The sequence below is a fragment of the Acidovorax cavernicola genome, assembly GCF_003581445.1.
The window spans coordinates 16,676-30,426 of sequence record NZ_QXMN01000058.1 but is presented as its reverse complement, the minus strand read 5'-3'; the positions used below and the strand labels follow the sequence as shown (position 1 = coordinate 30,426).

Below are 13,751 nucleotides of genomic sequence, written 5' to 3'. Positions count from 1 at the left end.
GCGTGATGATCGCGCTGGCGATGGCCTGCGACCCGACGCTGCTGATCGCCGACGAGCCGACCACCGCGCTGGACGTCACCATCCAGGCGCAGATCCTGGAACTCATGCGCCGGCTGCAGGCCGAGACGGGGATGAGCATCCTGTTCATCACGCACAACCTGGGTGTCGTCGCGCACCATGCCGACGATGTGGTCGTCATGTATTCGGGGCGCGTGGTGGAGCGTGCGCCGGTGCGCCCGCTCTTTGCGCAGCCTGAGCATCCGTACACGCAGGGCTTGCTGGCCTGCCTGCCGGGCAAGGCGCGCTTGCCGGGGCAGCCGAAGCCCAAGCGCCTGTTCGCGATCCGTGGGCAGGTGTCGAGTCCGCTGGCGCCGCCGCCGGGTTGTGCCTTCGAGCCGCGCTGCGATCAGGCGCTGCCGGAGTGCCGCAGCGCCATGCCACCGCTGATCGATATCCGTCAGGACCGCCAGGCGCGCTGTGTTCGCGTGCAGCCGGACCAACCGCTCGCGAGGGTCGCATGACTGCTGTTTCTTCTGTCCCTTCTTCCTCCCCCCTCATCGAAGTCCGCGGCCTGAAGAAATACTTCGGCAGCAACGACCGCCCCGTGCGCGCGGTGGACGACGTGTCCTTCGCGATCCAGCCCGGCGAGACGCTGGGGCTGGTGGGCGAATCGGGCTCGGGCAAGAGCACCATCGGACGCACCGTGCTGCGCCTGCTCGAGCGCACCGACGGCCAGGTGCTCTACCGGGGCGACGACCTGGGCACCCTCTCGGGCGAGCGCATGCGCAAGTTGCGCAGCAAGCTGCAGATCATCTTCCAGGACCCGTACGCCAGCCTGAACCCGAAGATGCGCATCAGCGCCATCCTCGGAGAAGCCCTTGCCACACACGGCTTGCACAAGGGCGCGGCGGCGCGCGACAAGCGCATCGCCGAGCTGCTGGAGACCGTGGGCCTGCGCCCCGAGCATGCGAGCCGCTTCCCGCACGAGTTCTCGGGCGGCCAGCGCCAGCGCATCGGCGTGGCGCGTGCGCTGGCGGTGGAGCCGGAGTTCATCGTGGCCGACGAGCCGCTGTCGGCGCTGGATGTGTCCATTCAGTCGCAGGTCATCAACCTGCTGGCGGACCTGCGCGAGCGCCTGGGCCTGACGATGCTCTTCATCTCGCACGACCTGGACGTGGTCGAGTACCTGTGCGATCGCGTGGTGGTGCTGTACCTGGGCAAGGTGATGGAAGTGGCGACCACCGAGGAGCTGTTCGCCAATCCCTCGCACCCGTACACCCGGGCGCTGCTGGCCGCCAGCCCCAAGCCCGATCCCGAGCTGGCCACCGAGCGCATTGCATTGAAGGGCGACATTCCCAGTCCGATCTCCCCGCCTTCGGGTTGCGTGTTCCGCACGCGCTGTCCGCATGCCATCGAGGCTTGTGCGCAGACGGTGCCCAGTCTGGATGAGGTTTCAACAGCACACTACAGCGCCTGCATCCGAAAGCTATGACTCACCCCCAGTCTTCGCGCACTTCGTGTCGCTTCGCCAACCCCCTTTCAGGGGGCAACACCAGCGGCCCGGCAAAGCCGGTTCCGCGGTGTTCCACGAACATGCGACAACCCTCATGAATCGAAAGCTCCAATGAACACTCTGCCCTCTGCCAACGACTTCATTGACCCGCTGCTCAGCGACCGCTTCAAGGGCTACCCGCGCACGCAGCCACCGCGCCGGCGCAGCGAAGTCGGCGCTGCCGGCTGGAACGTGCTGGCGGGCGACCTGCCGCTGCCGCTGGCCGTGCTCAAGCGTGAGGCGCTGGAGCACAACCTCGCATGGATGCAGTCGCGCGTGCGCGAGTGGGGCATCGACCTGGCGCCGCACGGCAAGACGACCATGTCGCCGCAGCTGTTCCAGCGCCAGCTCGATGCGGGGGCCTGGGGCCTGACCTTCGCCACTGTGACGCAACTGGCGGTGGGCGTGGCGGCCGGCGCACGGCGCACGCTGATCGCCAACCAGGTGGTGAGCGACGAGGACCTGACGGGCATCCAGATGCTGCTGGCCGACCATGCGGACCTGCGCATCGTGTTCCTGGTCGATTCGACGGCGCAGCTCGCGCTCATCGAGGACTGGGCAAAGCGCCATCCTGCCAGCGTGCCCTTCGAGGTGATGCTGGAGATCGGCATCGACGGCGGACGCACCGGTTGCCGCACGCATGCGGAGGCGGTCGCCGTGGCCCGTGCGGTGCGCGCCAGCGGCGTCGCGAAGCTGGTGGGCATCGAGAGCTACGAAGGCCTGAATGCCACCGGCTCGACCGAGCAGGACACCGCCTTCGCCAAGGCACTGATGGACCGGATCGAAGCCGTGGCGCGCCACTGCGACGCGCACGGGCTCTTCGAAGCCGATGAAGTGCTGGTCTCGGCCGGCGGCTCGGCGATCTTCGATCTGGTCGCGGGGCGTCTCAAGCCTGCTCTGGGTTCACCGGTGCGCGGGCTGCTGCGCTCGGGCTGCTATGTCACGCACGATCACGGCTTCTACAAACGCATGGTGAACGTGGTCGACGAGCGCATGGGTTGCGAGTGCGGCGAAGGCCTGACGCCGGCGATGGAAGTCTGGGCCAACGTGCAGTCGCGACCCGAGCCGGGCCTGGCGATCCTGTCGGTGGGCAAGCGCGACATCTCCTTCGACATGTCGATGCCCATTCCTGTGGCGCACGCGGCGCGCGGCGCCTTGCAGTCGCACGCTGTGCCCGCCAGCTGGAAGGTCACGGCGCTGAACGACCAGCACGCCTACCTGCGCTGGGACGAGAGCGACGAAGCGCAGGCACCGGTCGTCGGCGACCGCGTGGGCCTGGGCATCTCGCACCCCTGCACGACCTTCGACAAGTGGCACTGGATGCCCGTGGTCGAGAACGACTACCGCGTGAGCGATGCGGTGGTGATCCACTTCTGAGCAAGGCAACGAATCCAGCCATGAACACACAGAAGAACGGCACGACGCTGCTCGAAGGCGGCCTCGTGGTCGACGGCTCTGGCGGCCCTTCGTGGCCCGGCGATGTACTGCTGCAGGGCGACCGCATCCTCGCGCTCGGCGAAGGTCTGCGTGGGCGGCTGCCCGAGGGGTTGGACATCGCCGACGTCGACGTGGTCGATTGCCACGGCAAGGTCATCGCACCCGGCTTCATCGACGCACACACGCATGACGACGCCATCGTGCTGCGCGACCCGCTGTGCCTGCCGAAGGTGTCGCAAGGCATCACCACGGTGGTCACGGGCAACTGCGGCATCTCGCTCGCGCCGTACCGCACGCCGCAGTCGAAGCCGCCGCTCACGCTGCTGGGTGCCGATTCGTTCAAGCACGCGACCATGGCCGAGTACCGCGCCGCGGTCGATGCGGTGCAGCCTGCGCTCAACGTGGCGGCGCTCGTCGGTCACACCACGCTGCGCTTCGCGGCGATGCAGGCGCTCGATCGGCCCGCGAGCGGTGACGAACTCGCGCACATGGAAGCGCTGCTTGACGACTGCATGGCTGCAGGCGCACACGGCCTGTCGTCGGGACTGTTCTACGAAGAAGCCTTCGCCGCACCGGCCGAAGAAGTCACCGCACTCGCACGCGTCGTCGCACGCCACGGCGGCGTCTACGCCACGCACCTGCGCAGCGAGATGCAGCAGATCATCGAAGCGATGCACGAGGCCGGCGACTCGGCGTTCGAGGCCGGCGTGCCCTTGATCATCTCGCACCACAAATGCGCAAGCCCGGCGAACTGGGGCCGCACCAGGGAGACGCTGCCCCTGATCGATGCCCTGTCGCAGCGCCAGGAAATCGCGATGGACGTCTACCCCTACGTCGCAGGCTCCACCGTGCTGCGCGAAGACATGGTGGACGGCGTGATCGACGTGCTGCTCACCTGGTCCGAGCCCCACCCCGAGATGACCGGCCGCCTGATCTCCGACATCGCGCGCGAATGGGGCACCACCGAGCAGGAGGCCAGCCTGCGCCTGAAGCCCGGCGGTGCGTGCTACTTCCTGATGCAGGAGGAAGACGTCGAACGCGTCATCGCGCATCCGCGCAGCATGATCGGCAGCGACGGCCTGCCGCACGACAAGCATCCGCACCCGCGCCTGTGGGGTGCCTTCCCGCGCGTGTTCGCGCGCTACTGGCGCCAGCGCAAGCTCTTCACGCTGGAGCAGGCGGTGCACAAGATGACCGGCATGACGGCGCGCAACCTGCGCATCGCCGATCGCGGTCTGCTGCGCGTCGGTGCGATGGCCGACGTGGTGGTGTTCGACCCCGAGACCATCAAGGACACCGCCACCTACGACAAGCCGCTGGGCGTGAGCGAAGGGGTCGAGCATGTGTTCGTGAACGGCGTGCTCGCGTACCGGGGTGCGAACGAGCCGCGCGTGCTCGCGCGCGCGGGGCGCATGCTGACGCGGCAGGCGCGCCACGCCGCGAACTGATCCTCGCGCCTGCCCTGCCATCCCGTAGAGTGCACGCATGATCGAATCCACAACCCTTCGGTACTTCTACGAAGTCGCGGCCTTCGGCTCCGTGCGCGTGGCGGCGGAAAAGCTCTTCGTGGCCCAGAGCGCCGTGAGCCGGCAGATCGCGCTGCTGGAAGACGAGCTGGGTGTGCCTGTCTTCGAGCGCCACGCACGCGGCATGGCACTGACGGCGGCCGGCGAGCTGCTGCTTCGCTATGCGCAGGACAACAAGACGCAACTGGCCGACCTGAAGGGCCAGATCCACGAGTACGAAACGCTGGCCAAGGGCCACGTGCGGGTGGGGTGCGTGGAGGGCATCCTGCACGGCCTGCTCACCAGCTTCATGCCGAACTTCATCCTCACGCACCCGGGCATCACCTTCTCGCTCGATCTCATGGGGTCGCATGCGGTGGGCGAGTCGGTGGCGGAGCACAAGTACGACCTGGGCATTCTGTTCGGCGCCTCGCCGCGCCCCGACCTGATCGAGCTGCAGAAGATCGAGCAGCCGCTGTGCGTGATCGCTTCGCCGCGGCATCCCCTCGCGCAGCTGCGCAGCTGCACGCTCGCGCAGGTCGCCGACGCGCCCCTGGCCTTGCCCGACCGCTCCTTCGGCCTGCGCCAGCTGGTCGACCGCGCCAGCTCCAAGGGCAAGTTCAAGCTGAACATCGCGGTCGAGACGAACTCGCTGTCCTTCGCGAGCCGGCTGGTGGCGGAATCGGACCTCATCACCTTCCAGCCGAGCGACGTGGTCGCACCGCTGATCGAGGCCGGCAAGGTGGTGGCCATTCCCCTGGCCGATGCGTCGCTGCGCTCCGCGCGCGCCACGCTGGTGGCGAGCTATTCCCGGCGCCTGTCCCTCGCGGCCAATCACCTGTCGCAGTCGTTGATCGCCTACATGCAGGGATGGCAACGCCCCTCGAAGCCGGGGCGCGCCACCGCCGCTCGCACGGCGCCCGCCAGGGGACGGTCGGAATAGTGCCGGCAGAGGTCACCTTGAGAGGGCTCAACTTGGCAACGTGACCGTGATCATCTTGATCTCGGTCATCGCCTCCAGTGTGTGCATGCCGCCCAGCCGGCCGATGCCGCTTTGTTTGCCGCAGCCGCCGCCAAAGGGCAGGTGGATTTCCCACCAGGTGGTGCCCGCGTTGATGTTGACGATGCCGGCTGGGATCACTTTGGCCATGGCAATGCCGCGGGCGATGTCTTTCGTGAAAACACCGACTGAGAGTCCGTAGTCGTTCCGCAAAGCGAGTTCCAGGGCCTGCGCTTCGTCCTGGAAGGCCACGACCGGCACGACAGGGCCGAAGGTTTCCTCACGGCACAGCCGCATGTCCGGCGTGATGTCGCGCACCACGGTGGGCTCGAAGAAGAGCTCGCTGCCCAGGTCCGGCCGCGCCCGGCCGCCGTGCAGCAGGCGAGCGCCCTGCGCGATGGCATCGTCCACATGCGCGCGCACCTTGGCAGCCACCTTGGCGTTGTTGAGCGGCCCCATGGTCGTCGCGGGATGCAGGGGATCGCCCAGCACCTGATCGGCCGCCTTGGCAACCAGCTTGTCGCAGAGGCGCTCCACCACGCTGGCATGGGCCAGCACGAAGCCTGTCGCCGCGCAGACCTGCCCCGCGTTGAAGAACGCGCCGCCCGCTGCGGCAGCGGCGGCCGCGTCCAGGTCTGCATCCTCCAGAACGATCAGAGGCCCGTTGCCCCCGAGTTCGAGCAGCAGAGGCTTTCCGGCGCCTCGTTCGGCGATGCGCCGGCCCGTCGCGGTGCTGCCGGTGAAGGCGATGGCGCTCACGTCCGGATGCACGACCACCGCATCGCCCACGGTGGCGCCCGCGCCGATCACCAGGTTGACCACGCCGGCAGGCAGCCCGGCCTTCTCGATGGCGGCCATCAGCGCACAGGCCACGAGCGCGGTGGATGGCGCGGGCACCCAGACGATGGTGTTGCCGGTGGCGATGCCGGGCGCGAGGTATTCCACGGGAATGTTGACCGGGAAGTTCCAGGGCGTGATGACACCGTACACACCGCGCGGCTGGCGCAGCGTCATGACGAGCTTGCCCGGGTCTTCCGCCGGCAGAGTCTTCCCGCCCATCTGCTTGACGAGTTCGGCCGCGAGCCGGAAGCCGTCGGCGGCCTTGGCGACTTCGCCTTGCGCCTCGGCCAGGATCTTGCCCTGCTCGATCGACAGCATGTGCGCGATGGCCTCGCGCGCGGCATCGATCTCGGCCGCAATGGCCAGGCACATCGCGGCACGTTCGAATACGGGAGTGGCGGCCCAACCAGAGGCTGCGCCCTTGGCGGCAGCGACGGCCTCGTCCGCCGTCTCGCGGCTGGACCGGGGCACGGCGGCGATGGTTTCGCCCGTGGCCGGGTTGACCACCGGCAGGGTGTCGACGGTGGCAGACCATCGCCCGCCGATGTGGTTTCCCGCTTCGACGTCGGGCATGCGGTTGCTGCGCATGGCCTAGCCGTACGAATACGCGACCGTCGCACCATGGCGCTGGCCTTCGCTGCCGCCGGCACGCGATTCCACGATGGACATCGACGGCCTGTGCCCGGCGGGCGCCGGCGCCGCGACGCCCACATGGCGCTCCGTCTGTGCATCGAAACAATGGGTCGATGCGGCCTCCCGGACTTGCAGGTGCACCAGGTCGCCCGGCCTGAGTGTCACGCGCTCATGCACCGAGACGCACCAGGGTGTCTCGCTGCCGGCCACCGTGCCGTAGATCTGCGTCTTGTCGCCCGTCGACTCCGTGAGGATCACGCGCAGCGCCAGGCCCTCGGGCGCCAACTGCAGATGCTCGGGGCGCAGGCCCAGCAGCACGTGCTGTCCATCGGCCAGCAGGGGCGTGCAGCCGGACGTCGGCAGGTCCCAGGCCTGCCCGTCGGGCAGCGCGAGCCAGGTGCGGCCGTGCTCGCGATGCACCCGCCCCTGCGTGAAGTTCATCGCGGGCGAGCCGATGAATCCGGCCACGAAGCGGTTCGCCGGACGATCGTAGAGGTCCAGCGGCGCGCCGACCTGCTCCACCCGACCCGCGCGCATCACCACGATGCGGTCGGCCATGGTCATGGCCTCCACCTGGTCGTGCGTGACGTAGACCATGGTGTTGCCCAGGCGCTGGTGCAGGGCCTTGATCTCGGCGCGCATCTGCACGCGCAACTGCGCATCCAGGTTGGACAGCGGCTCGTCGAAAAGGAACAGCGCGGGCTCGCGCACCACGGCGCGGCCCATGGCCACGCGCTGGCGCTGTCCGCCCGAGAGCGCGCGGGGCAGGCGGTCCAGGTACGGCGTGAGGTTGAGCAGGCCTGCGGCCTTCTCGATGCGCGGGCGGAAGTCGCTTTCGGCCTCGCCGCGCGTGCGCGGGCCGAAGGCGATGTTCTCGTAGACCGACAGGTGCGGGTAGAGCGCATAGCTCTGGAACACCATCGAGATGTTGCGCTTCTGCGGCGGCAGGTCGTTGGCCCGTGCACCGCCGATGCACAGCTCGCCGCCGCTGATGGGCTCCAGCCCCGCGATCATGCGCAGCAGCGTCGACTTGCCGCAGCCCGAGGGGCCGACCAGCACGACGAACTCGCCGTGGGCGATGTCCAGGTCGATGCCGTGCACGACGGGCACGCCCGCGAAATCCTTGCGCAGCTGCTTGAGTTGAACCTGAGCCATGGGGTCTCCTTGTGTCTGTGGAAGTGGGTGGCCGGGTGCTTGGCTCAGTAGTCTTCGACCGTGATCTCGCGGGCCATGGGACGGATGCCCGCCATGAGGCCCGCGTCCACCGGCAACGCCACGCCGGTGATAACGCGCGCGGCGGGCGAGGCCAGAAACAGCACAGCGTCCGCGACGTCGTCCGGCGTCGCGAAGTCGCCCAGGGGGTACCACTTCTTCAGCTGCTCGAACACCTGCGGGTTCTTGTCGGCCCGCGCCTGCCAGGCGGGCGTCTTGACGGTGCCCGGCAGCACGATGTTGGCGCGGATGCCGAAGGCGCCCAGCTCCATGGCGAGCGACCGGGTGTAGCTGACCAGGGCCGCCTTGGCCGCGCTGTAGGCCGGGTGGCCGAGCGTGGTCAGCGCGTTGACCGAGCCGATGAGCACCAGCTGTCCGCTGCCGCGCTCGACCATGGCGTTGCGCACCGCTTCCACGCAATGGAACGCGCCATTGAGGTTGAGCTGGATGTCGGCCTGCCAATCCTGCGGCGTGGTCTTGCGCACCGTCGGCCCGCGCGCGGCGCCGACGTTCGACACCAGCACGTCCACCGGGCCGGTCTCGGCGGTGGCCGCAGCCACCTTCTCGCACAGGCCCGCGCAGTCGGTGACGTCGGCCACCAGGGGATGCAGCCGCGCCAGGTCTTCGGCGCTCACGCCTTGTTCGGCCAACACGGCCGGCAAGCCCTGCAGTGCGCGCGCATCGTGGTCCAGCGCGATCAGCCGGTCGCCCGCCTGCAGCACGCGGCGGCACAGGGCCTGGCCGATGCCGCCAGCCGCCCCCGTGACCAGCGTCACGCGCCGGGCCGACGCGTGGGGATGAACGGGGGACGGGGTCGAAATTGAATGTTCCACGGGATGCGTCAGATGAATTGCCAATACCTCTCCCGATCGGGCGGCAATGAATTACCGCGCGCAATTCGAGCTCGAATTTTGAAGCGTACAGGACGCCATCGAAATTTGGTTCTCAATATTTCGCACGCAGGGTTCTAGTTTTTAGAAATCGAGGGTTAGCTCTATCTATGACGCCATTCGAGCGCCTCGTAGGATAAAAAAGCGCAAGCATTGATCGCAGCAAAAGCAGACTTGTATTTAATTTATTTTCATTAATCTTCCGAGGAATTAAATATGAAAAAACGCAATTCAACCCTATTGGCAGCCGCAATTCTTTTGAGCCTTTCCTCCCTCACGGCCCAGGCGGGAAATATCCGCATCGCCATGTCCAGCTACAGCGACAACACGCGCCCCTGGCTGGAAGCCTTGGCCCGGGAATATGAAAAGGCCAACCCGGGAGACAAGGTCAAGGTCGAGGTGGGAAGCTGGGAAAACATGCAGCAGAAACTGCAAGCGGAAATTGCCAGCAACAACCCGCCCGACCTGGCCCATGTCGCGACCCGCTGGGTGGGCGATTTCGTGAATGACGATCTGGTGGAACCGGTCGACAACTACGCCAATGCGGCTTTCAAGGAGCGCTTTATTCCGGCATTCCTGACCGCCGGCAATATCAAGGGCAAACCTTATGCGCTGCCCATTGCGGCCAGCGTGCGCGCCATGTTCTATAACAAGGACATGCTGGCCAAGGCCGGCTTTCCCAATGGCCCCAAGACCTGGGACGACGTGATTGCCGCCTCGAAGAAGATCAAGGCCACGGGCGCCTACGGCTACGGCATCCAGGGCAAGGACCTGGATACCGACACTTATTTCTATTACGCGCTGTGGAGCATGGGGGGCGACGTGCTGGACGCCGGCAACAAGGCCGCGTTCAACTCCCCGACGGGTGTGAAGGCCGCCACGCTCTACAAGAGCATGATCGACCAGGGCCTGACCGAGCCCGGCGTGGCCGGCAACACGCGCTATGACCTGCATAACCTGTTCAAGCAGGGGCGACTGGGCATGGTCATTTCGCTGCCGCCCCTGGCCAAGGAAATCGCCAAGGACGCGCCGCAACTGAAATACGGCATCACCGGCGTGCCCAACGGCGGCAAGGACATCACCTTCGGCGTGACCGACTCGATCATGATGTTCAAGACATCGAAGAACAAGGAAACGGCCCAGAAATTCCTGAACTTCATGTTCTCCAAGAACGCTCGGTTGAAGTTCGACCAAGGCGAAGGCTTCATGCCGGTGACGCGCGAGGTGGCCAACGACCCCGTGTTCAAGGACGACCCCGTGCTCTCCGAGTTCGTGACCCTGCTGCCCAACGCGCGCTTCGCTCCGCTGGTCGCCGGCTGGGAAGACTCCGCGCAGGCGGTCACCAATGCGCTGCAGGCCATTTACCAGGGCAAGGCAGAACCCAAGGCGGCGCTGGACAAGGCCGCGGCCGAAGCCAACACCAAGCTCGGCAAGAAGTAAGCAGGCCTCGGGGCGCGGCCCCTGCGCTGCGCTTCCTTTTCGCGTGTCGCATCACGCCTATTCCGACCGTATTGCCCTATGCAGAATCCCGTTCGAGGTCCTGTGCTGGCTTGGGGGCTGATTGCGCCGAGCCTGTTGTTGACCATCTTCATCCTGGCCTACCCGCTGTCCACTCTGGTGTTCCAGTCGGTGCACGACATCTCGCGCTTCGGCCTGCTGCGCGCCTTCAACGGGCTGGACAACTTCCGCACCGTGTTCACCGACCCGGTGTTTGGCCACGTGGTGTGGCGCACCGTGCAATGGACGGTGTGCGTCGTCGGCGGCGCGGTGCTGTGCGCCGTGCCCATCGCCCTCATCCTGCAGCAGGATTTCTACGGCCGCGGCGTGGCGCGCACCATCGTGATGCTGCCCTGGGCGGTGTCGTTGACGATGACCGCGATCGTCTGGACCTGGGCCTTCAACGGCCAGTACGGCATGGTCAATGCGAGCCTCGCGATGGTCGGGATCATCCAGGAGCCGATCAACTGGCTGGCCGACGGGCAGCTCGCCTTCTGGGTGGAAGTGGGCGTGGGCATCCTGGTGTCCATCCCCTTCACCGTGACGATCTTCCTGGGTGGCCTCTCGTCCGTGTCGCAGGACATCTACGAGGCGGCCGGCATCGAGGGTGCCTCTCGCTGGCAGCAGTTCCGCCGGCTCACGTTGCCGCTGCTCAAGCCCTTCATCCACATGGCCATCGTGCTGAACGTGATCTACGTCTTCAACTCCTTCCCCATCATCTGGATCATGACGCAGGGCGGGCCGGACAACGCCACGCACATCCTCGTCACCTGGCTCTACCAGCTGGGCTTTCGCCTGGGCCGCCCCGGCGAGGCAGCAGCCATTTCGCTCGTGATGCTGGCCTTGCTGCTGGCCTTCACCGTGTTCTATCTGCGCCTGCAGAAGCGGCAGTCCGCGAAGGCCGCCGCATGATCCGCCAGGACAAACTCCTGCGCAGCCTCTGGTGCTGGCTGCTGCTCCTGCCGCTGGTGGCCGTGGTGATCTTTCCGCTGGCGGTGATGTTTCTCACCGCGCTCAAGCCCGCCTCGGAGATCTACGTCTATCCGGCCCGCTGGCTGCCCCAGCAATGGCAGTGGAGCAACTTCTCCGCGATGTGGACCCAGACCGGCTTCGGGCACGCGCTGCTCAACAGCCTGCTGGTCTCGCTCAGTGCCACGGTGCTGACGATTGCCGTCAGCGTTCCATCCGCCTATGCGCTGGCGCGCCTGAAGTTTCGCGGCCAGGGCGGCTACCGGCAGTTCCTGCTCGTGACGCAGATGATCTCGCCCGTGCTGCTGGTGGTGGGCCTGTTCAAGATGGCGGCCAGCATCCCCTGGTTCGACGGGAGCAACATGACCGATTCGCGCCTGTCCGTGGTGGTGGCCTACGGCGCGTTCGGCATCGCCTTTGCCGTCTGGATGATGAGCTCGTACTTCGAGACCATTCCGCGCGATCTGGAGGAGTCGGCCTGGCTGGAGGGCTCGGGGCCGGTGCGCACGGTCTTGCGGGTGTTCCTGCCTCTGGCATTGCCGGCGATGGCGGTCACGGCGCTGGTCACCTTCGTCAATGCCTGGAACGAGTTCGCCGTGGTCTACACCCTGATCCGCTCCACGGAGAAGCAGACGCTGACCGTGCTCGTCACCAACATGGTCGCGGGCCAGTACGTGGTGCAGTGGGAGCTGGTCATGGCCGCCGCGATCTGCGCCGTGGTGCCTGTCGCCATCCTGTTTGCGTGGATGCAGCGCTACATGGTGCAGGGCCTGACCTCGGGCTCGGTCAAGTAGTTGTCGCGACGCGCGCCTACTCCGCCCCGGGCCGGGCCGACTTGAATTCGTCGGCTGCGACACCGAGCTTGCGCAGCTTGTCGAACAGCGTCTGGCGCGCGATGCCCAGCGCGCTGGCCGTGGCGGGCTGGTCGCCCTGGTGCCGGCGCAGCGTCTCGACGATGACCGCGCGCTCGAAGGCCTCGACCTGCTGCGGCAGCGTCTGCGGCAGGGCCTGCTCGCCCGTGGGGCGCAGCTGGGTGAGCCGTTCGCCGAGCAGCCCGAGCACGAAGCGGTCGGCCACGTTGCGCAGTTCGCGCACGTTGCCGGGCCAGGCGTGGGCCATCAGGTCGGACAGCTGGGCGTTGCTCGGCACCGGCGCGGGCTGGTCGTGGCGCGCCGCGGCCTGCAGCACGAAATGCTCGAACAGCAGTGGGATGTCTTCGCGCCGCTCACGCAGCGGCGGCAGCTCGATGAAGGCGACGCCGATGCGGTAGTAGAGGTCGGCGCGGAATTTCTGGCGGTCGCTGAGGTCCTTGAGGTCTTCCTTGCTGGCGGCGACCACGCGGCAGTCGAGCGGGATCGGCCGGTTGGAGCCGATGCGCTCGATACTGCGCTCCTGCAGCGCGCGCAGCAGCTTGATCTGCACGGCCATCGGCATGCTCTCGATCTCGTCGAGGAACAGCGTGCCGCCGTTGGCATGCTCGAACTTGCCCACGCGCACGCGGTTGGCGCTGGTGAAGGCGCCGGCCTCGTGGCCGAAGAGTTCGCTCTCGGCCAGCGCCTCGGGCAGGCCGCCGCAGTTCAGCGGCACGAAGTGCTGCTGCCGGCGCGCGCTGTGGTCGTGCAGGCAGCGCGCCACCAGTTCCTTGCCGGTGCCGGTCTCGCCGTAGATCAGCACATCGGCGGAGGTGTTGGCCAGCGTCATCACGTTGCGCCGCACCGCCTGCATCTGCGCCGAGCGGCCGATGAGCACCGACTGGATGCCGTTCCAGTTCTCCAGCGCGTGGCGCAAGCTGCTCACCTGCAGCGCGAGCTGGCGGCGTTCGACGGCGTGGCGCACGATGGCCACCAGCCGCTCTGTGGCGAAGGGCTTCTCGATGAAGTCGTAGGCGCCGTCGCGCATCGCCGCCACGGCCATCGCGATGTGGCCGTGGCCGGTGACGAGAATCACCGGCAGCTCGGGGTCGATGGCATGCACCTCGACCAGCCACTCGGTGCCGCTCATGCGCGGCAGGCGCACGTCGCACACCACCACCGCGGGCACGCCGAGCGCGATGTGCGGCCGCACGCGCTCCACGCTCGGGAAGGCCTCGACCTCGAAGCCGGCCAGGCTCAGCATCTGCGTGGTGCTCAGGCGCACGTCCTCGTCGTCCTCGACGAGCAGCACGCGGACAGCAGGGGGAGAAGAAGAAATCTCGTTCAAGGGCGGGCGCTCCTCAT

The 13,751-nt window shown here is 67.2% G+C and carries 12 protein-coding genes; 8 read left to right on the top strand and 4 right to left on the bottom strand.

The window, feature by feature from the left end; all coding sequences use genetic code 11:
• The 5 genes from D3H34_RS28510 to D3H34_RS28485 all read left to right on the top strand — a co-directional run.
• On the top strand, positions 1-521 hold a 521-nt coding region (locus D3H34_RS28510), incomplete at its 5' end, for an oligopeptide/dipeptide ABC transporter ATP-binding protein (protein ID WP_147400505.1).
• On the top strand, positions 518-1,492 hold the full coding sequence (locus D3H34_RS28505; RefSeq protein WP_119557920.1) for an ABC transporter ATP-binding protein: 975 nt from the start codon (positions 518-520) through the stop codon (positions 1,490-1,492). The genes D3H34_RS28510 and D3H34_RS28505, both read left to right, overlap by 4 nt.
• Before the next feature lie 132 nt (positions 1,493-1,624).
• A complete protein-coding gene (locus tag D3H34_RS28495; protein ID WP_119557918.1) occupies positions 1,625-2,929 on the top strand; it encodes an amino acid deaminase in 1,305 nt (434 codons plus the stop codon).
• 20 nt (positions 2,930-2,949) lie between these two features.
• A complete protein-coding gene (locus tag D3H34_RS28490; protein ID WP_119557917.1) occupies positions 2,950-4,437 on the top strand; it encodes an N-acyl-D-amino-acid deacylase family protein in 1,488 nt (495 codons plus the stop codon).
• 37 nt (positions 4,438-4,474) lie between these two features.
• Complete coding sequence (locus tag D3H34_RS28485) at positions 4,475-5,437, top strand: LysR family transcriptional regulator (protein WP_119557916.1); 963 nt, start codon at positions 4,475-4,477, stop codon at positions 5,435-5,437.
• 27 nt (positions 5,438-5,464) lie between these two features.
• Here the strand turns inward: D3H34_RS28485 and D3H34_RS28480 are convergent, their stop codons facing one another.
• The 3 genes from D3H34_RS28480 to D3H34_RS28470 are packed head-to-tail and all read right to left on the bottom strand — an operon-like array spanning position 5,465 to position 9,012.
• The gene (locus D3H34_RS28480) at positions 5,465-6,922 is read right to left on the bottom strand and encodes an aldehyde dehydrogenase family protein (protein ID WP_119557915.1); all 1,458 of its coding nucleotides are present in this window, start codon (positions 6,920-6,922) and stop codon (positions 5,465-5,467) included.
• A 3-nt stretch (positions 6,923-6,925) separates the two neighbouring features.
• A complete protein-coding gene (locus tag D3H34_RS28475) occupies positions 6,926-8,122 on the bottom strand; it encodes an ABC transporter ATP-binding protein (RefSeq protein ID WP_119557914.1) in 1,197 nt (398 codons plus the stop codon).
• Positions 8,123-8,166: 44 nt separating this feature from the next.
• A complete protein-coding gene (locus D3H34_RS28470; protein WP_286186375.1) occupies positions 8,167-9,012 on the bottom strand; it encodes an SDR family oxidoreductase in 846 nt (281 codons plus the stop codon).
• Positions 9,013-9,285: 273 nt separating this feature from the next.
• On the opposite strand from D3H34_RS28470, the gene D3H34_RS28465 reads away from it, so the two are divergent.
• The 3 genes from D3H34_RS28465 (at position 9,286) to D3H34_RS28455 (ending at position 12,329) form a co-directional block, all read left to right on the top strand.
• On the top strand, positions 9,286-10,509 hold the full coding sequence (locus D3H34_RS28465; RefSeq protein ID WP_119557913.1) for an ABC transporter substrate-binding protein: 1,224 nt from the start codon (positions 9,286-9,288) through the stop codon (positions 10,507-10,509).
• A 78-nt stretch (positions 10,510-10,587) separates the two neighbouring features.
• Positions 10,588-11,478 carry a carbohydrate ABC transporter permease gene (locus tag D3H34_RS28460; protein WP_119557912.1) on the top strand — a complete coding sequence of 297 codons (891 nt, stop codon included), beginning with the start codon at positions 10,588-10,590 and terminating at the stop codon, positions 11,476-11,478.
• Positions 11,475-12,329, top strand: coding sequence for a carbohydrate ABC transporter permease (locus tag D3H34_RS28455; RefSeq protein ID WP_119557911.1), 855 nt, complete (start codon positions 11,475-11,477; stop codon positions 12,327-12,329). The genes D3H34_RS28460 and D3H34_RS28455 overlap by 4 nt, the downstream gene beginning before the upstream one ends.
• Before the next feature lie 16 nt (positions 12,330-12,345).
• On the opposite strand, the gene D3H34_RS28450 is transcribed toward D3H34_RS28455, so the two are convergent.
• Positions 12,346-13,734, bottom strand: a complete 1,389-nt coding sequence (locus D3H34_RS28450) for a sigma-54-dependent transcriptional regulator (protein ID WP_286186371.1) — start codon at positions 13,732-13,734, stop codon at positions 12,346-12,348.
• Positions 13,735-13,751: the final 17 nt, after the last annotated feature.